At 56.0% G+C, this 23,348-nt stretch carries 21 protein-coding genes; 10 read left to right on the forward strand and 11 right to left on the reverse strand.

Annotated features, from left to right (window positions below; genetic code table 11):
• Positions 1–4 precede the first annotated feature (4 nt).
• The 5 genes from ssuB to ssuE are packed head-to-tail and all read right to left on the reverse strand — an operon-like array spanning position 5 to position 4,245.
• Positions 5–775: an aliphatic sulfonates ABC transporter ATP-binding protein gene (gene ssuB / locus ACVCAM_RS01230; protein WP_008499944.1), complete on the reverse strand. Its 771-nt coding sequence runs from the start codon at positions 773–775 to the stop codon at positions 5–7.
• Positions 772–1,563, reverse strand: a complete 792-nt coding sequence (gene ssuC / locus ACVCAM_RS01235) for an aliphatic sulfonate ABC transporter permease SsuC (RefSeq protein ID WP_025912947.1) — start codon at positions 1,561–1,563, stop codon at positions 772–774. Before ssuC ends, ssuB begins: the two co-directional genes overlap by 4 nt.
• A gap of 9 nt (positions 1,564–1,572) precedes the next feature.
• Positions 1,573–2,718 carry an FMNH2-dependent alkanesulfonate monooxygenase gene (ssuD, locus tag ACVCAM_RS01240; protein ID WP_023327036.1) on the reverse strand — a complete coding sequence of 382 codons (1,146 nt, stop codon included), beginning with the start codon at positions 2,716–2,718 and terminating at the stop codon, positions 1,573–1,575.
• A complete protein-coding gene (locus ACVCAM_RS01245) occupies positions 2,715–3,677 on the reverse strand; it encodes an aliphatic sulfonate ABC transporter substrate-binding protein (protein ID WP_447093489.1) in 963 nt (320 codons plus the stop codon). The genes ssuD and ACVCAM_RS01245 overlap by 4 nt, the downstream gene beginning before the upstream one ends.
• Positions 3,670–4,245, reverse strand: coding sequence for an NADPH-dependent FMN reductase (gene ssuE, locus ACVCAM_RS01250; RefSeq protein ID WP_008499940.1), 576 nt, complete (start codon positions 4,243–4,245; stop codon positions 3,670–3,672). The genes ACVCAM_RS01245 and ssuE overlap by 8 nt, the downstream gene beginning before the upstream one ends.
• A gap of 248 nt (positions 4,246–4,493) precedes the next feature.
• Here ssuE and pyrD point away from each other — a divergent pair, with 248 nt between their 5' ends.
• The gene (gene pyrD / locus ACVCAM_RS01255) at positions 4,494–5,504 is read left to right on the forward strand and encodes a quinone-dependent dihydroorotate dehydrogenase (RefSeq protein WP_008499939.1); all 1,011 of its coding nucleotides are present in this window, start codon (positions 4,494–4,496) and stop codon (positions 5,502–5,504) included.
• Positions 5,505–5,670: 166 nt separating this feature from the next.
• Positions 5,671–6,213, forward strand: coding sequence for a cell division protein ZapC (gene zapC / locus ACVCAM_RS01260; protein ID WP_021240861.1), 543 nt, complete (start codon positions 5,671–5,673; stop codon positions 6,211–6,213).
• On the opposite strand, the gene ACVCAM_RS01265 is transcribed toward zapC, so the two are convergent.
• Positions 6,210–7,319, reverse strand: coding sequence for a YcbX family protein (locus ACVCAM_RS01265; RefSeq protein WP_025912949.1), 1,110 nt, complete (start codon positions 7,317–7,319; stop codon positions 6,210–6,212). The two genes, zapC and ACVCAM_RS01265, sit on opposite strands and share 4 nt — an antisense overlap.
• Before the next feature lie 98 nt (positions 7,320–7,417).
• On the opposite strand from ACVCAM_RS01265, the gene rlmKL reads away from it, so the two are divergent.
• The 6 genes from rlmKL (at position 7,418) to rmf (ending at position 15,344) form a co-directional block, all read left to right on the forward strand.
• Positions 7,418–9,526 carry a bifunctional 23S rRNA (guanine(2069)-N(7))-methyltransferase RlmK/23S rRNA (guanine(2445)-N(2))-methyltransferase RlmL gene (gene rlmKL, locus ACVCAM_RS01270; RefSeq protein WP_447093490.1) on the forward strand — a complete coding sequence of 703 codons (2,109 nt, stop codon included), beginning with the start codon at positions 7,418–7,420 and terminating at the stop codon, positions 9,524–9,526.
• A gap of 12 nt (positions 9,527–9,538) precedes the next feature.
• Positions 9,539–11,446 (forward strand): ABC transporter ATP-binding protein, encoded by a 1,908-nt coding sequence (locus ACVCAM_RS01275; RefSeq protein ID WP_248248582.1) that lies wholly within the window; start codon positions 9,539–9,541, stop codon positions 11,444–11,446.
• A 13-nt stretch (positions 11,447–11,459) separates the two neighbouring features.
• Positions 11,460–12,713 carry a membrane integrity-associated transporter subunit PqiA gene (gene pqiA, locus ACVCAM_RS01280; protein ID WP_008499934.1) on the forward strand — a complete coding sequence of 418 codons (1,254 nt, stop codon included), beginning with the start codon at positions 11,460–11,462 and terminating at the stop codon, positions 12,711–12,713.
• Between the two features lie 4 nt (positions 12,714–12,717).
• Positions 12,718–14,358 carry an intermembrane transport protein PqiB gene (pqiB, locus tag ACVCAM_RS01285; protein ID WP_008499933.1) on the forward strand — a complete coding sequence of 547 codons (1,641 nt, stop codon included), beginning with the start codon at positions 12,718–12,720 and terminating at the stop codon, positions 14,356–14,358.
• A complete protein-coding gene (gene pqiC / locus ACVCAM_RS01290; RefSeq protein WP_407223208.1) occupies positions 14,355–14,921 on the forward strand; it encodes a membrane integrity-associated transporter subunit PqiC in 567 nt (188 codons plus the stop codon). Before pqiB ends, pqiC begins: the two co-directional genes overlap by 4 nt.
• Before the next feature lie 255 nt (positions 14,922–15,176).
• Positions 15,177–15,344: a ribosome modulation factor gene (rmf, locus tag ACVCAM_RS01295; protein ID WP_013097261.1), complete on the forward strand. Its 168-nt coding sequence runs from the start codon at positions 15,177–15,179 to the stop codon at positions 15,342–15,344.
• 70 nt (positions 15,345–15,414) lie between these two features.
• On the opposite strand, the gene fabA is transcribed toward rmf, so the two are convergent.
• Entirely contained in the window at positions 15,415–15,933 is a 519-nt protein-coding gene (gene fabA, locus ACVCAM_RS01300; protein ID WP_008499931.1) for a 3-hydroxyacyl-[acyl-carrier-protein] dehydratase FabA, read from the reverse strand.
• Positions 15,934–16,001: 68 nt separating this feature from the next.
• Positions 16,002–17,762: an AAA family ATPase gene (locus ACVCAM_RS01305; RefSeq protein WP_023343697.1), complete on the reverse strand. Its 1,761-nt coding sequence runs from the start codon at positions 17,760–17,762 to the stop codon at positions 16,002–16,004.
• Between the two features lie 186 nt (positions 17,763–17,948).
• On the opposite strand from ACVCAM_RS01305, the gene matP reads away from it, so the two are divergent.
• Positions 17,949–18,401, forward strand: a complete 453-nt coding sequence (gene matP, locus ACVCAM_RS01310) for a macrodomain Ter protein MatP (protein ID WP_008499929.1) — start codon at positions 17,949–17,951, stop codon at positions 18,399–18,401.
• A 64-nt stretch (positions 18,402–18,465) separates the two neighbouring features.
• Here the strand turns inward: matP and ompA are convergent, their stop codons facing one another.
• Together ompA and sulA are read right to left on the reverse strand one after the other, a co-directional pair.
• Entirely contained in the window at positions 18,466–19,521 is a 1,056-nt protein-coding gene (gene ompA, locus ACVCAM_RS01315; protein WP_023292865.1) for a porin OmpA, read from the reverse strand.
• Positions 19,522–19,875: 354 nt separating this feature from the next.
• Complete coding sequence (gene sulA, locus ACVCAM_RS01320) at positions 19,876–20,385, reverse strand: SOS-induced cell division inhibitor SulA (RefSeq protein WP_021240857.1); 510 nt, start codon at positions 20,383–20,385, stop codon at positions 19,876–19,878.
• Between the two features lie 217 nt (positions 20,386–20,602).
• Here sulA and ACVCAM_RS01325 point away from each other — a divergent pair, with 217 nt between their 5' ends.
• Positions 20,603–21,229, forward strand: a complete 627-nt coding sequence (locus ACVCAM_RS01325; RefSeq protein WP_021240856.1) for a TfoX/Sxy family DNA transformation protein — start codon at positions 20,603–20,605, stop codon at positions 21,227–21,229.
• Here the strand turns inward: ACVCAM_RS01325 and yccS are convergent.
• Positions 21,186–23,348 carry a YccS family putative transporter gene (gene yccS / locus ACVCAM_RS01330; RefSeq protein WP_032651202.1) on the reverse strand — a complete coding sequence of 721 codons (2,163 nt, stop codon included), beginning with the start codon at positions 23,346–23,348 and terminating at the stop codon, positions 21,186–21,188. The genes ACVCAM_RS01325 and yccS overlap by 44 nt on opposite strands.

Below are 23,348 nucleotides of genomic sequence, written 5' to 3' on the forward strand. Positions count from 1 at the left end.
GGCATCAGGCATTAGCCTTAGCTCGCTGTAACTCCGTACCTCCGCGTTTCATCACCCGATCCAGCACTTCTGCCTCCAGCTCCGCCAGTCTTGCCGAGCCCACGCGACGAGGCCGGGGAAGATCCACCGTCAGATCCAGACCGATTTTTCCTTCCTCTATTAACAGCACCCGATCGGCCATTGCGACGGCTTCGCTCACGTCATGCGTCACCAGCAGTACCGTAAAGCCGTGCGTCTGCCACAAGGAACCAATCAAATCCTGCATTTCAATTCGCGTCAGGGCGTCGAGCGCGCCCAGTGGTTCATCGAGCAAGAGCAGGCCCGGACGGTGAATCAACGCCCGCGCCAGCGCAACGCGCTGCTTCTGTCCACCCGAGAGTGCGGCAGGCCATTCATCGGCGCGATTTTCCAGCCCAACGGCGGCCAGCGCCTGGCGGGCTTCATCCCGCCAGTTACCCTTAAGGCCGAGCCCGACATTGTCGATAACCGATTTCCACGGCAGCAGGCGTGCATCCTGGAACATCATGCGGGTATCGTCCTGAATATTCGAAAGCGGCGTCGTTCCTGCCAGAATGTCGCCGCCGTTGGGGGCTTCCAGTCCGGCCAGCAGCCGTAGCAGCGTACTCTTGCCGCCGCCGCTGCGCCCGACTACGGCCACAAACTGTCCGGCGGGAATATGCAGATCCAGCCCGTTAAGAATGGTGTTATCGCCGTAGCGTTTGGTGACACCGTTCAGCAGTAACGGGGTCCCCTGATTCAGTCGTGCAGTATTCATGCTTTCGCCTCCTGAAGGGTATAGGCCGGATTCCAGCGCAGCCAGCTGCGCTCCAGCCACTGGGCGCTGACGTCGGCGAGTTTGCCGAGCAGGGCGTAAAGGATAATGGCAACTACCACCACGTCCGTTTGCAGGAATTCGCGGGCGTTCATCGCCAGATAACCAATCCCGGAGTTGGCTGAGATGGTTTCCGCCACAATCAGCGTTAGCCACATCAGGCCGAGCGCGAAACGCACCCCGACCATAATGGAGGGCAGGGCGCCCGGCAGAATCACGTGAACAAAGAGGGAAAAACCCGATAAGCCGTAGCTGCGCGCCATCTCCACCAGACCACGATCGATATTGCGGATGCCGTGCCAGGTGTTGATGTAAATCGGGAACAGCGTGCCCAGCGCCACGAGGAAGATCTTGGCGCTCTCATCAATCCCAAACCACAGAATGACCAGCGGGATCAGCGCCAGATGCGGCACGTTGCGCAGCATCTGGATGGAGGTATCCAGCAGCCGCTCGCCCCAGCGTGAAAGGCCGCTCACCAGACCCAGAACCAGCCCGATACTGCCGCCGATGGAAAACCCGATCGCGGCGCGCCAGGAGCTGATCGCCAGATGCTGCCACAGCTCTCCGCTGACGCTCAGCGACCAGAACGCTTCTACAACGCCCTCCGGAGAGGGCAGAATGCGGCTCGACAGCCAGCCGGTGGACGATGCGAGCTGCCAGAACGCCACAATGCCGACGGGTAAAAACCACGGCGCGGCGCGCAGCAGCCATTTTTGTGAGGTGGCAGACATGGTCCCTCCTTAGCTCTGTGCGGCTTTGCGTGGAATAAATTCGTTTGCCACGGCTTCGCCCTGCAGCTGGAGCTGCTGCGGCTGCGGAACCTCCGGAATGGCGACATCAAGATGCGGAAACAGCAGCTCGCCGACCTTGTACGCCTCTTCCAGGTGCGGATAACCGGAGAGAATAAAGCTGTCGATACCCAGTTCGGCGTATTCATTGATGCGCGCGGCCACGGTCGGGCCGTCGCCGACCAGCGCCGTACCCGCACCGCCGCGCACCAGACCGACGCCCGCCCACAGGTTCGGGCTGATCTCCAGATTCTCGCGCTTGCCGTTGTGCAGGGACGCCATCCGGTGCTGCCCGACGGAGTCGGTTTTGGCAAACGCGGCCTGCGCTTTGGCGATGGTCTCATCGTCCAGATGAGAAATCAGACGGTCCGCCGCCCGCCAGGCCTCATCATTGGTTTCACGCACAATCACGTGCAGGCGAATACCGAAGCGCACCTTGCGGCCATGGGCGGCCGCTTTCGCGCGGACCTGAGCGATTTTTTCTTTCACCAGCTCAGGCGGTTCGCCCCAGGTCAGATAGAGGTCGACCTGCTCCGCCGCCAGATCCTGGGCTACATCCGACGACCCGCCAAAATAGAGCGGCGGGCGCGGCTGCTGCACCGGCGGGAAGTAGAGCTTCGCGTCGCGAACGTGAATATGCTTGCCTTCAAAGGTGACGGTTTCCCCTTCCAGCAGGCGTCGCCAGACGCGGGTGAATTCGGCGGAGGCCTCATAGCGTTCGGTATGGTCGAGGAACACGCCGTCGCCCGCCAGCTCCTGTGGATCGCTGCCCGTTACCAGGTTAAACAGGGCGCGGCCGTTGGACAGCCTGTCCAGCGTGGCCGCCTGACGTGCCGCCACGGTAGGGGAGACGACGCTCGGGCGTAACGCGACAAGGAACTTCAGGCGCTGTGTAACCGGGATCATCGACGCGGCGACCAGCCAGGCATCTTCACAAGATCGTCCGGTCGGGATCAGCACCCCGGTGAAACCGATTCGGTCCGCCGCCTGTGCAATCTGCTGCAGGTAGCCATGGTCAACCGGGCGTGAACCCTCTTCTGTACCAAGATAGTGTCCATCACCGTGGGTGGGTAAAAACCAGAAAAGATTCAGACTCATGATTTAGCTCCGTCTTTGCCTGCGGGTTGCCAGATGCGTTCGCGAATAGTGACCTGTTTTGGAACCAGGCGGTTTTGATAGAAGAGGTCAGCCGTTTGTTGCTGAAGTGCGGCGACGTGTGCGTCCACCGGCGTAATGGTGGTCGGCGGACGGTGGTTGAGATAGCTCGCGATCACCGGCTCAGGTAAGCCCATGGTTTTCGCCAGCAGGGCAATGCTCTCCTGACGCTGGCTCTGTGTCAGGGCATCGGCCTGGGTAAAGGTATCCAGCACGCCCTGAAGAAACGCGCCGTTCTTTTCAGCGTAAGGGCGCGCGGCCAGGTAGAACGAACCGGTCTGCTTCAGCGTGGTACCGTCTTTCAGCACGCGAACGCCACCCTGCAGCAATGCGGCGGAGTAGTACGGGTCCCAGATGGCCCAGGCATCAACGTTCTTCTGCTGGAACGCGGCGCGCGCGTCAGCGGGGGTAAGGTAGACGGGCTGAATGTCGGTGAACTTAAGCCCGGCCTCTTGCAGAGCGCGCAGCAGCAGGTTGTGCGAGCTGGAGCCCTTCTGGAAAGCGACCTTATGGCCTTTAAGATCGGCGACGCTTTTAATGTCGCTGTTTTCAGGCACCAGAATGACTTCGGCCTTAGGCTTTGGCGGCTCAACGCCAACGTAGATGAGGTCCGCTCCCGCGGCCTGGGCGAATATAGGTGGGATATCGCCCGTGCTGCCGAGATCGATACTGCCCACGTTCAGGGCCTCCAGCATCTGCGGGCCGGCCGGGAACTCCACCCAGGAGAATTTGGTGTCCGGGAAGCGTTTTTCCAGAAGCTGGTGGCTTTTTGCCAGCACCATGCTGACGCTGCCTTTCTGATACCCGATGCGTAAACTTTCCGGAGCCGTTTCTGCGGCATGGGCCAGCGAGGTAAGCGCCATCAAACCGGCCAGTCCGATGCGGGTTAACGTTTTAAACATGTGCGACTCCTTGAGGCTGACCAAACGCCGGGGCCTGGATATCTCTTCGGTGAAGGGCATGCCAGAACGTTTCCAGAGCGTTATCGAGGCGGGTTTGCAGGTTAGGCGTAAAGTGGGGTTTGTGTTGATAGTCGATGACCTGCGAGTCATCGGCGAAAACGCCGTGGAGGATCTCCTGCGCTTTCAACGCGTTCAGCACCGGCTTCAGGGCATAATCCACGGCCAGTAAATGGGCAACCGTACCGCCCGTTGCCAGCGGCAGCACCACCTTGCCGTCCAGCGCACGTTCCGGAAGCAGATCGAGCAGGGTTTTCAGGGCCCCGGAAAAGGAGGCCTTATAGATGGGCGTTGCTACGATCAGGCCGTCCGCGCCGTTAAGTTGCTCAATGAGGGTTTTCAGCGCGGGGCTGTCGAAACGGGCGTAGAGCAAATCTTCAGGTTCGAAGTTATGCAGGTTCCAGTGGCACACTTCCACATCCAGAGCATTCAGTTTTTCACGGGCATATTCCAGCAGGGCGCTGGAGCGCGAAGGGAATCGTGGACTTCCGGCCAGGGTAATGACGCGCATACTTCCTCCTTATAACTAATTGTTTGCTTTTATCTAACATTCATAACAATTTTAAGGAGTGTGACACCGCGCGTTTATTCCACTAAATGATTTATCTGCAATTAAAATGCAAAAAAGTGCATAAGAAATGGACGGGGAGGTAAACGATTGCGTTTTACGCGGGTTTTTTGCCGCAGGTCAATTCCCTTTCGCGACGGGATCGCCCATAATCCCCTCCCGGTTTGCACACCGGGAATCCAGGAGAGTTCATGTACTACCCCTTCGTTCGTAAAGCCCTTTTCCAGCTCGACCCTGAGCGCGCTCATGAATTTACATTCCAGCAATTACGTCGTATTACCGGCACGCCTCTGGCCGCGCTGGTGCGCCAGCATGTGCCGGTAAAACCTGTGCAGTGCATGGGGCTGACTTTTAAAAATCCGCTGGGTCTGGCGGCCGGTCTGGACAAAAATGGCGAGTGCATTGATGCCCTGGGCGCGATGGGCTTTGGCTCCATTGAAATCGGTACCGTCACCCCGCGCCCGCAGCCGGGAAATGACAAACCGCGCCTGTTCCGACTGGTGGAAGCCGAAGGGCTGATCAACCGCATGGGCTTCAACAACCACGGTGTTGATCACCTGGTCGAGAACGTAAAAAAAGCCCACTTTGACGGAATACTGGGCATCAATATCGGCAAAAATAAAGACACGCCGGTCGAGCAGGGTAAAGATGACTATCTGATTTGTATGGAAAAAGTCTATGCCTATGCCGGTTATATTGCGGTGAATATTTCGTCACCCAATACCCCGGGCCTGCGATCCTTACAATATGGTGAAGCGCTGGACGATCTTCTGAGTGCCATTAAAAATAAGCAAAATGAACTCCAGGCGATCCACCACAAATATGTTCCGGTCGCGGTTAAGATCGCCCCGGATCTTTCTGCCGAAGAATTGATCCAGGTTGCCGACAGTTTGGTTCGCCATAATATTGATGGTGTAATTGCGACCAATACCACACTCGATCGTTCCCTCGTGCAGGGAATGAAAAACTGTGACGAAGCGGGTGGGTTAAGTGGCCGTCCGGTGCAATTAAAAAGCACCGAAATTATTCGCGCCCTGTCTGCGGAATTAAATGGCCGCCTGCCGATTATTGGCGTCGGCGGCATTGACTCCGTGATTGCTGCGCGTGAGAAGATGGCGGCGGGTGCGTCCCTGGTGCAAATCTATTCCGGCTTTATTTTTAAAGGGCCGCCGCTGATTAAAGAAATCGTTACGCATATCTAATCTTTTCTCGTAATCAGACAACCGGGGCTTTATTTCCAGCCCTGGTTGTTTTATATTCCGTCACTGTTGCTTATTTAGACATTATAGTCTTTTATTAATGGTGTTATAAACGAAGCGGCAAACAGGACATTTTTAGTACAGGACGTTTCGGGGACGGGAGAGAAACATGCGAATTAAACCTGACGATAACTGGCGCTGGTATTTTTGCGACGAGCATGACCGAATGATGCTCGACTTAGCCAATGGCATGTTGTTTCGCTCTCGTTTTGCCCGCCGAATGTTAACCCCGGACGCTTTTTCCCCGTCAGGCTTTTGCGTTGATGACGCTGCGCTTTATTTCTCCTTTGAGGAAAAATGTCGCGATCTGATGCTCTCGAAAGAGCAGCGCGCCGAGCTGGTATTAAATGCGCTGGTGGCTATCCGTTTCCTGAAGCCGCAAATGCCAAAGAGCTGGCATTTCCTGCCGCACGGCATGAACTGGACCCCGGCAACGGGCGATGCGGCCAGCGTCAACCTGAGCGATACCGCAGAAGAGGTGAGCCTGCTGGTGGTGGAGCCAGGCGAAAATGCCGCGCTCTGCCTGCTGGCCCAGCCTGGCGTGACGATTGCCGGCCGGACGATGCAGCTCGGGGATGCCATTAAGGTCATGAACGACAGGCTGAAGCCCCAGCTTCGCGTGGATGCCTTCAGCCTCGAGCAGGCGGTTTAAGCTTCCAGCTGTACGGACGTTTTCGGTACGCAGCTACAGCACAGAATTGTGCCGTCATTTCCAGTTGCCGACTTTTTCAACGCACTCACTTCGCCATCCACCAGTCTGATACGACAGCATCCGCAAATGCCCGCGCGGCAGGAATAGGGTATGCGGATCCCCGCTTGTTCCAGTTGCTCAAGCAGTACCTGCTGGTTGTTACCCCGGATAACGTTGCCCTGCCAGTGAATATCTACCGCAGAGGCGACGTTCGTCTCAACGTCGACAAGCTCCTCCTCCTGACCCGAGCCGTACACTCTTGCTGGCCCACGGGCAAGAATTTCGACCTCATCGCCGACGCGGATCGCGCCGCTGGAGCGTGGGATCAGGTTCTGGCCGAAATCGACATCGCCATTATCCTGCGCGGTGCGGAATGATTGCAGGGTTTTCAACGGTTCGCCGGAAGGATGCTTCTGGCCTTTCTCCGGGCTCACCGTCGTGAAAATGCAGCGGCTGCAGGGCTTCACCACGTCAAAAATGACGCTGCCGATGCGGATCACTTTCCAGGTATCTTCGTCCCAGGCCTCGGCACCCGTCACCACCAGGTTCGGACGGAACTGTTCCATCTGAACGCTGGCTTTGCAGCGGCCTTGTAAATCACGCAGCGAGGCTTCGTTCGTCAGCAGGAACGGGAAGCCATCGGCGAAGGAGAGGGGAACGGCGTCGTGTCGCTTCACGCGACGCGTCAGTTCAGGTCCAACCCAGCGCAGCTGCACGTCGCGGGAGAAGAAGCCGCTTAACCAGCGGTTAATTTCATCCGGGGCGATGCGCGCGGTAAAGTGGTTCCCCCACACTTCCGTTGGCGCATCGACGGGCGCAAAATCAGCAAAGCGAATCACCGCGCTGGAACCGTCCGGCGCGGTAAGGTGCAAACCGTCGTGAAGCGGGGAAGGGGTAAAGCGAACCATCTGAGGGAACTGGCGTGCGGTAATAAACGTACCGTCAGGCTCGGTGACCATAAAAATGCGATCGAAGGCGAATCCGCTCATGTCGGCCAGCGCGTGAGAGACGCCGATGCCGCGCATGGATTTCACCGGATGAATAAAAAGCCTGGATAACGTCGCCACTGCACACTCCCTCGAATGAAAATAAGCCTTCAACTTTATGACATACACGCCATATTAGCTATAATGCGCGACAATTTTCTAAGAGTAAAAGTGACGATATGAATTCTCTGTTTGCCAGTACGGCCCGTGGGCTGGAAGAGCTGTTAAAAACTGAACTGGAAAGCCTGGGCGCACAAGAGTGTCAGGTGGTTCAGGGTGGTGTCCATTTTGAGGGCGACACGCGGCTTATTTACCAGAGCCTGATGTGGAGCCGCCTGGCGTCGCGCATCATGCTGCCGATGAAGGAGTGCAAGGTTTATAGCGACCTTGACCTCTACACCGGCGTACAGATGATCGACTGGACAGAGATCTTCACCCCGAATGCCACCTTTGCGGTCCATTTCAACGGCGTGAACGACGAGATCCGCAACAGCCAGTACGGTGCCCTGCGCGTAAAAGACGCCATTGTGGACTGCTTTACGCGTAAAAATAAGGAACGTCCGAACGTCGATCGTGAAAACCCGGATCTGCGTATTAACGTCTGGCTGAACGGCGACACGGCGAGTATCTCTCTCGATCTGAGCGGTGCGGGCCTGCACCTGCGCGGCTACCGCGATCGTACCGGCATGGCACCCATCAAAGAGACCCTGGCGGCCGCCATTGTGATGCGCTCCGGCTGGCAGCCGGGCACGCCGCTGCTCGACCCGATGTGCGGTTCCGGTACCCTGCTGATTGAAGCGGCCATGCTGGCCACCGACCGCGCCCCGGGACTCCATCGCGGCCAGTGGGGCTTCAAAGGCTGGGCGCAGCACGATGAAGCGCTCTGGAAAGAGGTCAAAGACGACGCGCAGACCCGCGCACGTAAGGGGCTGGCGGAATATACCTCTCATTTCTACGGCTCCGATAGCGACCCTCGCGTCATTGAGCGCGCGCGCAGCAACGCCCGCCGTGCCGGTATCGGCGAGCTGGTCACCTTCGAAGTAAAAGACGTGGCAAACCTGACCAACCCGCTGCCAAAAGGCCCGTACGGTACCGTGATCAGCAACCCGCCATACGGCGAACGTCTCGACAGCGAACCGGCGCTGATTACCCTGCACAGCCTGCTGGGCCGCAACATGAAGGACCACTTCGGCGGCTGGAACCTGTCTCTGTTCAGCGCCTCGCCGGAACTGCTGAGCTGCCTGCAGCTGCGTGCCGACCGCCAGTTTAAGGCGAAAAACGGCCCGCTGGACTGCGTGCAGAAAAACTACCATCTGGCGGAGAAGGCGGCCGACAGCAAGCCGTCCGGCGTGGCGGAAGATTACGCTAACCGTCTGCGCAAGAACCTGAAGAAATTTGAGAAGTGGGCGAAGCAGGAGGGCATTGAATGCTACCGCCTGTATGATGCCGACCTGCCGGAGTACAACGTGGCGGTTGACCGCTACGCGGACTGGGTGGTGATTCAGGAATATGCGCCGCCGAAAACCATTGATGCGCAAAAAGCGCGTCAGCGCATGCTGGACGTTATTGCCGCCACCATCGCCGTGCTGGGTATTGCGCCAAACAAGCTGGTGCTGAAAACCCGTGAACGTCAGAAAGGGAAAAATCAGTACCAGAAGATGGGCGAGAAGGGCGACTTTATCGAAGTGGGCGAATACAACGCCCGTCTGTGGGTCAACCTGACCGACTATCTGGATACCGGCCTGTTCCTCGACCACCGTATCGCCCGCCGCATGCTGGGCCAGATGAGCAAGGGCAAGGACTTCCTGAATCTCTTCTCCTATACCGGCAGCGCCAGCGTGCATGCGGGTCTGGGCGGCGCGCGCAGCACCACCACGGTGGATATGTCCCGCACCTATCTGGAGTGGGCGGAGCGAAACCTGCGTCTTAACGGCTTAACCGGGCGTCAGCATCGCCTGATGCAGGCTGACGTGCTGGGCTGGCTGCGCGACACCGACGAGCAGTTTGACCTGATCTTTATCGATCCGCCGACCTTCTCCAACTCCAAGCGCATGGAAGATAGCTTTGACGTTCAACGCGATCACCTGCGCCTGATGACCGACCTGAAGCGCCTGCTGCGCAAAGGCGGCACCATTATGTTCTCGAACAACAAACGCGGCTTCCGTATGGATCATGACGGCTTAGCAGCCCTGGGACTGAAAGCACAAGAAATCAGCCAAAAAACGCTGTCTCAGGACTTTGCCCGTAACCGTCAAATCCATAACTGCTGGTTGATTACCGCGGTCTGAAAGGAAAAATAAATGTCTTTAATTAGTATGCACGGCGCGTGGCTCTCTTTCAGCGACTCACCGCTTCTCGACAATGCAGAGCTGCACATCGAAGATAACGAGCGCGTCTGTCTGGTGGGCCGTAACGGCGCGGGTAAATCCACGCTGATGAAAATCCTTAACCGCGAACAGGGCCTGGATGACGGGCGCATTGTTTACGAGCAGGATCTGATTGTCTCCCGCCTGCAGCAGGATCCACCGCGTCACGTGACCGGCAGCGTGTACGATTTCGTGGCGGAAGGGATCTCCGAGCAGGCTGAATACCTGAAGCGCTATCACGAGATTTCGCATCTGGTGATGACCGATCCGAGCGACAAAAACCTCAACGAACTGGCAAAAGTGCAGGAGATGCTCGATCACCACGGTCTGTGGCAGCTTGAAAACCGCATTAATGAAGTGCTGGTGCAGCTCGGTCTGGAACCCGACATGGAGCTGTCGGCGCTCTCCGGCGGCTGGCTGCGTAAAGCGGCCCTGGGTCGTGCGCTGGTCAGCGGGCCGAAGGTGCTGCTGCTGGACGAACCGACGAACCACCTGGATATCGAGGCGATCGACTGGCTGGAAGGCTTCCTGAAAACCTTCAGCGGCACCATCATCTTTATCTCGCACGACCGTTCGTTTATTCGCAATATGGCGACGCGTATTGTCGATCTCGACCGCGGCAAGCTGGTGACCTATCCCGGCGATTACGACACCTATCTGCTGGAGAAAGAAGAAAACCTGCGCGTGGAAGAGCTGCAGAATGCGGAGTTTGACCGCAAGCTGGCGCAGGAAGAGATCTGGATCCGCCAGGGCATCAAAGCCCGCCGTACCCGTAACGAAGGCCGCGTGCGCGCCCTGAAGGCGATGCGTCGCGAGCGCAGCGAACGCCGTGAAGTGATGGGCAGCGCCAAAATGCAGGTGGAAGAGGCGTCCCGTTCCGGCAAGATTGTCTTTGAAATGGAAAATGTTAACTATCAGGTTGACGGTAAAGTGCTGGTGAAAGACTTCTCGGCACAGGTTCAACGCGGCGACAAAATCGCCCTGATTGGCCCGAACGGCTGCGGTAAAACCACGCTGCTGAAACTGATGCTCGGCCAGCTGCAGGCCGACAGCGGCCGCATTCACTGTGGGACCAAGCTCGAGGTCGCCTACTTCGACCAGCACCGCGCGGAGCTGGATCCGGACCGTACGGTGATGGACAACCTCGCCGAAGGCAAGCAGGAAGTGATGGTGAACGGCAAGCCGCGCCACGTGCTGGGCTACCTGCAGGACTTTCTGTTCCATCCGAAGCGCGCCATGACGCCGGTGCGCGCGCTGTCAGGCGGTGAGCGCAACCGTCTTCTGCTGGCGCGCCTGTTCCTGAAGCCAAGCAACCTGCTGATCCTCGATGAACCGACCAACGATCTGGATGTCGAAACGCTGGAACTGCTGGAAGAACTGATTGACGGTTATCAGGGTACCGTGATGCTGGTCAGCCACGATCGTCAGTTCGTTGACAACACCGTGACCGAGTGCTGGATCTTCGAAGGTGAAGGGCGAATTGGTCAATATGTCGGCGGTTATCACGATGCAAAAGGGCAGCAGGCACAGTCGCTGGCGACGAAACAGTCAAAGTCCAAAATAAGTTCTGAACCTGCTGTAACAAAAGCAGAAACTGTCAAGAAAACCTCGGCTAAACTAAGCTATAACCTGCAGCGCGAACTGGAGGGGCTACCGCAGCGTCTTGAAGAGCTGGAGGCTGCGCTTGAGGATCTGCAAAAACAGGTTGCTGATGCGTCATTCTTTACCCAATCGCATGACTATACTCAGAAAGTATTGGCTGAAATGTCCGCGGCTGAAAAAGCCCTGGAAGACGCCTTTGAGCGCTGGGAGTACCTTGAGTCTCTGAAAAACGGCGCATAAACAGGGATAACATATGTGTGACCAGCACCATGCCGACAGGCATATTTTATGCTCGCAATGCGATATGCTCGTGGCGTTGCCAGAGCTTGGTCACGGACATAAAGCCCTGTGTCCACGCTGTGGCGCGACGTTGACAACCGAGTGGGACGCGCCGCGGCAGCGTCCTACTGCTTACGCGCTGGCAGCACTGTTCATGCTGCTGCTCTCTAATCTCTTCCCCTTCATCTATATGAAGGTGGGGGGGATCACCAGTCAGGTGGATCTGCTTGAAATCCCGGGCGTGATGTTCTCGGAAGATTACGCCAGCCTGGGGACCTTCTTTCTCCTGTTTGTCCAGATAGTCCCGGCTTTTTGCCTGGTCGTCATCCTTTTGCTGGTGAACCGCGTCAGGATGCCGGCACCGCTGAAAATCCGACTTGCGCGTATTCTGTTTCAGCTCAAAAGCTGGGGGATGGCGGAGATCTTTCTGGCGGGGATCCTGGTCAGTTTCGTGAAGCTGATGGCGTACGGCGACGTGGGGATTGGCAGCAGCTTTATTCCCTGGTGTCTGTACTGCGTCCTACAGCTGCGCGCTTTCCAGTGCGTGGACAGACGCTGGGCGTGGGATGATATCGCCCCGGCACCGACGCTTGCGCAGACGGTGAAGGTCGGCGTGCCCGGCATTCGCCAGGGGCTTCGCTCGTGCCCGTGCTGTACCGCCGTGCTGCCCGCCGATCTCGACGTTTGTCCGCGCTGCGAAACGAAAGGGCACGTGCGCCGTAAAAATAGCCTGCAGTGGACGATGGCGCTGCTGGTCACGTCCGTCATGCTGTATCTGCCAGCCAATATTCTGCCAATCATGATCACCGATTTGCTCGGCGACAAAATGCCCTCGACGATCCTGGCCGGGGTGATACTGCTCTGGGGTGAAGGTTCCTATCCGGTCGCTGGCGTCATCTTTATCGCCAGTATTATGGTGCCCACCTTAAAAATGATCGCCATCGCCTGGCTCTGTTGGGATGCGAAAGGTCATGGGAAACGCGACAGCGAACGCATGCACCTGATTTATGAAGTGGTCGAGTTTGTCGGACGCTGGTCAATGATTGACGTGTTTGTCATCGCCGTTCTCTCTGCGCTGGTGCGGATGGGTGGTTTGATGAGTATTTATCCTGCGATGGGGGCTTTAATGTTTGCACTGGTCGTGATTATGACCATGTTTGCGGCCATGACCTTCGACCCTCGTTTATCGTGGGATCGTGAGCCTGAATCAAGCCATGAGGAAGAGTAAGAGCATGGAAAATAAGAGTGGAGAGGCGAAAGTGCAGAAGGTCAAAAACTGGTCTCCGGTGTGGATTTTTCCCATCGTGACTGCGCTGATCGGTGCCTGGATCCTGTTTTATCATTACAGCCATCAGGGGCCGGAAGTGACGCTGATAACCACCAATGCCGAGGGGATTGAGGGCGGTAAAACGACCATCAAAAGCCGTAGCGTGGATGTGGGCGTGGTGGAAAGCGCAACCCTGACCGACGATTTAACCCATGTGGAAATTAAGGCGCGCCTGAATGCCGGCATGGAAAAACTGCTGCACGGCGATTCCGTTTTCTGGGTCGTTAAGCCGCAGGTGGGGCGTGAAGGGATCAGCGGCCTGGGGACGCTGCTCTCGGGTGCCTACATTGAGCTGCAGCCGGGCGCTAAGGGTAACCAGCCGGCCCAATACCAGCTTCTGGATTCACCGCCGCTTGCACCGCCTGATGCCAAGGGCATCCGCGTGATCCTCGACAGCAAAAAAGCCGGTCAGCTCACGGCGGGCGACCCGGTTCTGTTTCGCGGCTACCGCGTCGGGTCGGTTGAGAAAAGCACGTTCGATCCGCAGAAACGCGCGATCAGCTATCAGCTCTTCATTAATGCGCCAAACGATCGCCTGGTTACCAGCAACGTCCGCTTCTGGAAAGACAGCGGGATCGCGGTGGATCTGACTTCGGCAGGCATGCGCGTTGAAATGGGTTCGCTGACCACGCTGTTTGGTGGCGGCGTGAGTTTTGACGTGCCGGAGGGCCTGGATTTAGGGCAGCCGGTCGCAGAGAACACCGCTTTCCGTCTCTTTGACGATCAAAAAAGCATTCAGGATGCGCTCTATACCGATCACGTTGACTTCCTGATGTTCTTTAAAGACTCCGTTCGCGGCCTGCAGCCGGGGGCGCCTGTTGAATTCCGGGGCATTCGTCTCGGTACGGTTGGGCAAGTGCCGTTCTTCGTCCCGGGCCTTCAGCAGGTGCTGGATGATGATTACCGCATTCCGGTACTGATCCGCATTGAACCGGAGCGTCTGCTTAATCAGATTGGTGAAAATCAGGATATCGCGACTCATATCACCCAGCTGATGGAACGCGGTCTGCGCGGGTCGCTGAAAACCGGCAACCTGGTCACCGGTGCGCTGTATGTGGATATGGACTTCTACCCGAAAGCACCGCCGATTACCGGTATCCGTGAATTCGGTGGCTACAAGATCATCCCAACGGTAAGCAGCGGTCTGGCGCAGATCCAGCAGCGTCTGATGGAGACGCTGGATAAGATCAACAATCTGCCACTGAATCCGATGATTGAAGCGGCAACAAACTCGCTGAGCGAAAGCCAGGCAACGATGCGCCGTCTGCAAACCACGCTGGATAACATCAACAAGATTACGGCGAGCCAGAGCATGCAGCAGCTGCCGCAGGACATGCAGAAAACGCTGCGTGAGCTGAACCGCAGTATGCAGGGCTTCCAGCCGGGATCAGCGGCCTATAACAAGATGGTGGCAGATATGCAGCGTCTTGATCAGGTCCTGCGTGAACTGCAGCCGGTGCTGAAAACGCTCAACGAGAAGAGCAATGCGCTGGTGTTCGAAGCGAAAGATAAAAAGGATCCTGAGCCGAAGAGGGCAAAAGAATGAAAAAATGGCTATTGATGGTTGGCGCTCTGCTGTTAACGGCATGCAGTTCAGAGGGAGATAATAAAAGCTATTATCAGCTGCCTGTGGCAACCCACAGCGGTGGGCAAAGCACGGCCAGTCAGGGAAACCGCCAGCTGTGGGTTGAGCAGGTCGCCGTGCCGGATTATCTGGCAGGAAACGGCGTGGTCTATCAGACCAGCGACGTTAAATATGTGATTGCAACCAACAACCTGTGGGCCAGCCCGCTGGATCAGCAGCTGCGCAACACGCTGGTGGCCAATCTGGGTAGCCAGCTTCCGGGCTGGGTTGTCGCGTCGCAGCCGCTGGGTAACGATCAGGATACGCTAAACGTCACCGTAACGGGCTTCCACGGCCGCTATGACGGTGCGGTGGTCATCAGCGGGGAGTGGTTGCTGAATCATCAGGGGCAGCTGATTAAGCGTCCTTTCCATCTGGAGCTGAAGCAGCAGAAGGATGGCTATGACGAAATGGTGAAAGTCCTGGCTCAGGGATGGGCGCAGGAGTCGGCCAGTATCGCGAGAGAGATTTCCCGGCTGCCATAAGTAAAATTCATCATCAGAAACCGCAATCGGTCTGTCGCTGATTGCGGTTTTTTTTCGTTTTCAACTCAGGTTGTTACTTGTGCCACGTCACAATTTTTGTACAAATGAACTTCCAGCTCGCTCACAAATATGACACCCGTATGAATTTTGAACATTGACGATGCGACTAATTCGGGGTATTCGTTATCTGTGCCTGTGCAGATAGTGCAGACACTGTTTTCTTTCCACCAGACAAAAGAATGAGGGAAACGAGGCATGAAGAGACAGAAACGAGATCGCCTGGAACGGGCTCATCAACGTGGTTATCAGGCCGGCATCGCTGGACGTTCTAAAGAAATGTGTCCTTATCAGACGATAAATCAAAGGTCACAATGGCTTGGAGGCTGGCGAGAAGCCATCGGCGACAGGGCACTCATAGCCTGATAACGTCTCTTTCAAAAAAGAAACCTCCGCAATGCGGAGGTTTCGCCTTTCTGGAGGTGCGAAAGCACGATCAGAACGCGGACGTGTCCTGGAACAGGCCAACCTTCAGGTCGCTTGCGCTATAGATCAGACGACCGTCTACCAGCACTTCGCCATCTGCCAGGCCCATAATCAGGCGGCGGTTAACGATGCGCTTGAAGTGAATACGATAGGTCACTTTCTTCGCCGTAGGCAGAACCTGGCCAGTGAATTTTACTTCGCCCACGCCCAGCGCGCGGCCTTTACCTTCACCACCCAGCCAGCCCAGATAGAAGCCAACCAGTTGCCACATGGCATCCAGACCCAGACAGCCAGGCATTACCGGATCGCCAATAAAGTGGCAGCCGAAGAACCACAGGTCCGGGTTGATATCGAGTTCTGCTTCTACGTAACCCTTATCGAAGTTGCCGCCGGTTTCGGTCATTTTCACGACACGGTCCATCATCAGCATGTTCGGGGCCGGTAACTGTGGGCCTTTCGCGCCAAACAGTTCACCGCGACCAGAGGCAAGAAGATCTTCTTTTGTATAGGATTCGCGTTTATCTACCATGTTCTCAGTAAGCCTTATTTTAGTGAAGGACGCAGGATAGCTAACACGTGTACGCTGAACAAGTCCGATCAGTTCGAACTAAACCAGCCCAGCCAGCGTAACGGCCATGGATAACGGTGACGAGCATCCTGCTGTGTTGCCTGAGCAATGCGCTCCTGGATAGTCTGCATCAGGGTGGTTTGCCCTTCGCCATCCCATACCAGGTTTGTCAGTAAGGGTAGTGCATCCTCAATCCCTTCGATGGCCCAGATAGCGAACTGCTCTTGTTCAACCGCATCCAGAATCTCCTGGCTGAGGCTTAAATGGCGTGCGTTGGGAGCCGGAATAATCACACCCTGCTTGCCGTTTAAACCGCGCTGCTGACAAATAGAGAAGAAGCCTTCAATTTTTTCGTTGAGGCCACCCACAGGCTGCGCACGACCGAATTGATCCACCGAACCGGTGATCGCGATGTTCTGATTGATGGGCACTTCCGCCAGGGCGCTGATTAAGGCGCACAGTTCAGCCATAGAGGCGCTATCACCATCCACTTCGCTGTAGGACTGCTCAAACGTCAGCGAGGCGGAGAAGGGGATCTGTTGCTCAAGCTGCAGTTCAGACATCAAAAACGCCTGCATGATCATCATGCCTTTGGCGTGAATGTTTCCGCCCAGCTCGGCTTTGCGTTCGATGTCGGTAAACTCGCCATCGCCAATATGCACAACGCAGCTAATACGGGACGGCTCCCCGAACGCGCGCGGATGGCCAGGGAATTCAATCACCGACAGGGCGTTGATCTGTCCGACGCGTTCGCCTTCGGTTTCCACCAGAATTTGTTCCAGCAGAATTTCATCCTGCATGCGGTCAGCAAGATAGCCTTCCCGCCACTCACGCTGAGCCAGCATCTGGGTGAGCTGCTCCCCGGTGAACGCACCGCTACCGCTCACCACGCCCACTTCACGCAGCTGTTTGCCGATCCAGAGCGGGCAGAGTGGCAGCGTTTCCTGGTCACCGGTATAACGCACCGCTTCGCGGATCAGGCCTGGCCATGCGTCAGCCGCAGGCGTTGGCAGCGCAAAACGTTCAGCAACGGCCATCACCCACTGGCACCACTGCGCCATATCGTCGGCATCGGCAATCTGAATATTGTCTTCATATTCGCTATACACCGCCTGTTCAGCCAGTTCAGGCTCCATTTCCTGGAAGTCTGCCAGCGATTCACGGTCGCCCGTTAGCACGACGGTTAATGACAGCGGCATAGACGGAACCGAGACAGGCAGAGGACGAGACTCATCGTAGCCAACCCAGTCGAAACGCTGCTGATGCACGATGGTTTTCAGACGCATCCACAGCAGCGGCTGCGAGAGCAGGGTACGCAGCGAGATGATCAGGACACCGCCATTTGCGCGATGTACCAGCCCCGGCTGCAGCGAAAGCTCGCCGTTAAACTGGCGCAGACAACCAAAGAGTTGTTCAGCCTCGACCCAGTTCGCGGTAATCACCTCGCCCTTAGCGGCAAAAAGGCCGTCGGCCTGCGCCGCCGGTTCGAAAGTAACATCATGTCCAGCGATACGATACTGGCCGCCAAAAACGGCGTTCGCTTCCGGCTTTAGCTGACGCACGGCATCCCCGAACAACGTCAGGTATTCCGCTTCTTCCGGGGCTTTGAGCAGCATGAAAGGCGCAGTTGCCCAGGGGCTTAATACCTGCTCCAGCGCATAATGCAAACGGGGCTGCGTATCGCTAAGGATGAATTCGTGTTCTTTTGCGAGATCTGGCTGTGCAAACAGTTCCTGATAACTTTCGGTATCCGGAACAAGGTCACGCCATGCAAGTTTCGTAATGGTCAAAGTTGATGTTTTTTAGTCAGATGTAAAAGCGTGGAGTATACCGTAAGCGGGGGGCTGTACCCAAGCAGGATTGGGGATTTCGACAGGGTGATTGGCTGCATTCACTCACAGGATATGATTTCTTTTCAGCAGATTGCTAAAAAACTGATATTCTGAACAGAGTTACGTGGTAACACTGAGATCGCAATGAAATATCAACAACTGGAAAATCTCGAAAGCGGCTGGAAATGGAAGTACCTGGTCAAAAAGCACCGTGAAGGGGAGCTGATCACCTGCTACATCGAAGCCAGCGCTGCGCAAGAAGCCGTGGATATTTTGCTGACCCTCGAAAACGAACCGGTACAGGTCAACGGCTGGATTGAGAAACACATTAATCCTGCGTTGTTAAACCGGATGAAGCAAACTATCCGCGCGCGACGCAAACGGCATTTTAATGCTGAGCACCAGCACACTCGCAAAAAATCAATCGACCTGGAATTTGTTGTCTGGCAGCGCCTGGCCGGGCTGGCACAACGACGGGGTAAAACGCTGTCGGAAACCATCGTGCAGTTGATTGAGGATGCAGAACATAAAGAGAAGTACGCCAACCAGATGTCGACACTGAAGAATGACCTTCAGGCGCTGTTGGGTAAAAAGTAGTTTTTTACTTTTCTTCAGACAATAAAAAACCCCGCATTGCGGGGTTTTTTTATAAGACGATAACTTATGCCGCTGGCTGAGTTACAACGTCTTTGATGCCTTTAACTTCGATCTCTACGCGACGATCTGGAGCCAGGCAGTCGATCAGTGCAGCGCGAGCTTTCACGTTGTCACAGGTGTTGCCAGTAACTGGGTTAGCTTCGCCCATACCACGTGGGGAGATCTTGTTAGCTGGGATACCTTTAGAGATCAGGTAATCAACAACAGACTGAGCACGTTTCTCAGACAGTTTCTGGTTGTAAGCGTCAGAACCGATACGGTCGGTGAAGCCCAGAACCACTACAGAACCGTCTTTAGGATCCAGGTTGCTCAGCTGGGTGTACAGCTGATCCAGTGCCTGCTGGCCTTCTGGTTTCAGAGTCGCTTTGTTGAAGTTGAACAGAACGTCAGACTTCAGAGTGAAGTGCTTGGTCTGTACTTCTGGAGCTGGAGCCGGCGCTGGAGCAACAACTGGTGCTGCTTCTTCCTGCTGGCCGAAACGGTAGGAAACACCTACGCTCAGCATGCCGTTGTCTGGACGAACACCAACGGTGTTGCCGTCGCCGATGTTGTTAACCCACTGGTATTCCAGACGGGTAGCGATGTCACGGGTCATAGCCCACTCAACGCCACCAGCGAATACTGGGGAAACACCGGTGTCATGGTCGTCGCCAGCGATGCTGTTGCTGGAGTCAGCGCGCCATACCATGCCGCCCAGACGGGTGTACACGTCCAGATCGTCAGTTACTGGGTAACCCAGTTTAGCGGTCAGCTGAACGCCCTGTGCTTTGAAAGCGCCGTTTACGGTGTCGCCTTTGTATGGCATACGACCTAACCAGTCGTAACCCATTTCAAAACCAACATACGGGTTAACCTGATAGCCACCGAACGCACCTGCACCAAGCTGGCTCTCGTGAGTTGGGCCATCATTGTTCAGGCTGCTGTTGTACCAGCCGGTGTCGTGGAACTGAGACCAGCCCAGTTTACCGCCTGCATACCAGGTATTATCTTTCGGAGCGGCCTGCGCTACGGTAGCGAAGCCAGCCAGTGCCACTGCAATCGCGATAGCTGTCTTTTTCATTTTTTGCGCCTCGTTATCATCCAAAATTCGCCATGAAAGTCTCAAGAGAGAATCACGGTTAAATCCTTCACCGGGGGGCGTGGTCAAATATAAATCTACCGATATCTTCGGCTTAGGCCGAGCACCCCTGGCGATGTAAAGTCTACAACGTAGCTGAAAACTTACAAGTGTGAAGTCCGTCAGGCATATGAAAAAAAAAGTTCCGTATACCGATTATTTAACATTTTTTGAACGAATTTTGTGCAATAAAATTAAGGAGAACCGCACCAGACAAGCCTTGCCGCAATTTTAAGGCCGGGAACTAAAATCCCATCTTGCGGTCAAAAAAAATTCCAGGAAAAATCTTAATTTCACTCAATGATACAAATTTGAGTGAATTTTTAGCCCAGAAAGTTGTCCTCTGCGGTAAGAATCCGATCGAACCGGACGCATAATGAACCCGATCGCATTCCCTTCTTCAGCGGCTTCAGTCAGTCGGAAATGTTCCTCTTCCGTCAATTCTTCCGGTAACCAGCCAATCACCACGCTGTAATTTCCTGTGCGTAACGCGCGGATCATCGACTCAACGGTATCGCAAGGCGGAAGTTGATTAATCTGCATGACCTTGGTCAGCGGAAGGCCTGCGGATTGAACCCACTCGCGACTCAGCTTTTGCTGAGGCGTGAGCCAAAGCTGCCAGCGCGATTGCTGACCGAGCTGTTGTAATAATGGCAGTAAAAGAAGTTGCGTTAACAAGGGCTGGTCTTCACGATAAACCACTTCACTGATAAGTCCTGTGGAAACACGCTCGACGGAATTCTGCGCGACATTGCCTGCGGCAGAAGAGAGAGAGGTTGCGCGATTTGCATAGCCTGAAGTGTGCATATTCATTCCAGCCCTGTGGTTACTGTATGGATATACAGTAACTCCTGTATGCCCAAAGATCAACCTCATTTTCGGAAAGCGACTCGCAAAATTCATTCAATCTTGATGCCCCTCGAAAAATCATCTTGCTCAACGACGATAAGTTGCCTATTTTCCTGCTAACGGATCCGCTAGTAAGAAATTTCGTTGTTAGCCTATGATTTTGAAGGGAAATATTATGAAAAAGATATCTTATGAACGGATTTATAAATCCCAGGAATACCTCTCTCCGTTGGGCGAGATTCATCATCGCGCGCTGTTTGGCGGTTACACCCTGGCGGTCGATGATGCGGTCTTTGCCATGGTGTCCGATGGCGAACTTTACCTTCGCGCGTGTGAAGAGAGTGCAAAATACTGTGTAAAAAATGCTTCCTCCTTCTTGACGTTGATGAAGCGAGGCCGCCCGGTGCTGCTCAACTATTATCGTGTGGATGACGGATTATGGCAGGACAGGGAGCGGTTGCTTCAGCTCTCCTCGTTTGCACTCAGTGCGGCAAGGAAAGAGCGCTACCAGCGTCATCAACGAAACCGTCTTAAGGATCTGCCGAACCTGACCTTTCAGCTTGAAGTCTTGCTCTATGAAGCCGGTATCACCAATGAAGAAACGCTGCGGGCGCTGGGCGCCAGAGCGAGCTGGCTGAAGATGCGGGCAAAGAATAAAGCACTCAGTATAAAAGTGCTCTTTGCGCTGGAAGGGGCTATCGAAGGGCTGCATGAGGCGGCGCTCCCGGCAGGTATCCGCCGGGAACTGACGGAGTGGTTTAATGCGCTGCCTGAGCCGCAGGAGAGTCGTTCCTCCAGGTAGCGATGTGCTGTTGCAGACGGCAAATTTCAGGCAGCAGAGCGATCAGCAGGCCTATCTGCTGAAGAACCAGCGGCGCTTTGCTGTCATTTCCCGGGTCAAGATGCGCAATGCGTTGAGCCAGTTCATCCAGAGCCTGTCGAACGCGCGGTTCATCGGCCGGGCGGTGATGAAGCGCATCATCGACATAGCAGACGGCGTCATCGAGGAGGTTGAGAACCGCCGGGTTAGTGAGCTTCTCGCGGTGGGCCCCCAGCGTCGAAATATAGCTGGTGAAGGTATGGTTCAGGCAGAGCAGGCGGAACGCTGTCTCACGAATCTCAGCCGTGGCGCGCGGCTCCGTTGACATGTTAGAGACCACGGAGGCCAGTTCAGCATCACTGTTGTGCGCGTCGCGACGTGCTATCCGGTAAGCCAGACGGTTATCGCGGCCCTGGTGGTACTGCTCCAGAATTGCGTCAAGGTAACGACAGTTGGCATTCATCGCCCTGTCTACCACGCGCGGCAAATTGCGAAAACGCCAGTCCGGCCAGATAAAGCTGACCGCGGCCCAGGCAATCGCGCAGCCAATCAGCGTATCAATCACGCGGGGCAGGGCGACTTCAAACCCTTCACCCAGCAGATTAAAGCAGAGCAGCACCAGCAGCGTGATGAACATGGTGGCATGGGCGTATTGCACGTTGCGAAACGCGAAAAACAGCACGCCGGTGATCACGATCAGAATCAGCTGCCCTTCGACAGAAGGCACGAAATAAAGCACCGGCAGGCCGATTGCGACGCCGACCAGCGTGCCGATAATACGCAGCGCCAGGCGGTGTCGGGTGGCGTTATAGTTCGGCTGGCAGACGAACAGGCTGGTCAGCAGGATCCAGTAGCCATGATGCAGCCCGGTTATCTGGATAAAGGCATAACCCACGCACAGCACCAGCGACATTCTCACCGCGTGGCGGAAGAGAGCCGACTCCGGGGTAAAGTTGCGGCTCAGGCGTAGCCACATATCGCTAAAACTGTGCACGCTGTCATCAGCAAGCTGATTGTCGACCTCACTGCCCGGAAGCGCCATCGCCTGCTCGGACTCAATGGTCGCCAGCTGTGCGTCAATCGCCCGCAGGTTGTTCAGCAGAAAGCCCAGCGCTTTGATGTGTTCCGGTGACGTTCCGCTGGCCTGAACGCGGTCGAGCGCTGCGTCAAGATGGCTAAATACGCGTTCAAAACGTGGATCATGCTGATAGGGCGTGCGCAGCAGAATGGAGCGCGAGAGCTGCTGGCACGCCTGGGACTGCATGGAGAGCAGGCGCTGGAAGCGGAACATCACGTCGCTGTAGCGGAACTTCTCTCGCAGGGCGGCATACTGGACGTGCGAGGAGCTGGCGCGTTCATGAATGTCCTGGGCGGCAAAATAGTAATGTAAGGTTCTTCGCGTTCCGCGCTGACCGCGATCGCCGCGCAGACGGGTCAGCAGAGAGGCTTTTGTCTGGTTAAGGGTGGCGACCAGTTGACCATTTGCCAGCGCCAGATCGTAGAGCGGCGCCTGGCTTTCTTCCTCGATATCCGGGTCGAACAGCCGGGATTTCAGTTCCAGATAGTGAGCTAGCTGCTCAAAGCTGCGGGCAAGGTTGTCCTGCAGAGGGCGAACAGGGAAAATCAGATGACCGGTTAAGGTCAGCAGGTTATACCAGATGGCGCCGAGCAACAGCAGAACCGGCTGCTGGTACCACTGGTCGTAGAGGGATGCGCCCAGCATGGTATAGATGGCGATCAGCAGGGCGCCAAACGCGATAGTGGCATATCGCTGCCCGAGGCCGCCCAGCAAAATAAACCCGCTGGTTGAGAGCGTCAGACCCAGGGCAAACAGCCAGGGCCAGGGGAAAAGTAACTCAACGGACGCTGACGCAATAAAAAAGCAGACGAGCGTGATGACCAGGTTGCGTAAACGCCCGGCCAGACGATCGTCCAGGTCCGCCAGCGCCCCGGCCACGACGCCCAGCGTGAGCGGGATGGTGAGCTTGACGTCATTCAGCCACCAGGGCAGGGCAACCGTGCCGCAAAGTGCGATAAATATCCTGACGTTATAAAGCCAGGTGCTGTTCCAGGTATAACGGCGAAGCAGTGGGCTTAGCAT

It is taken from the genome of Enterobacter sp. CFEC122, assembly GCF_052983755.1.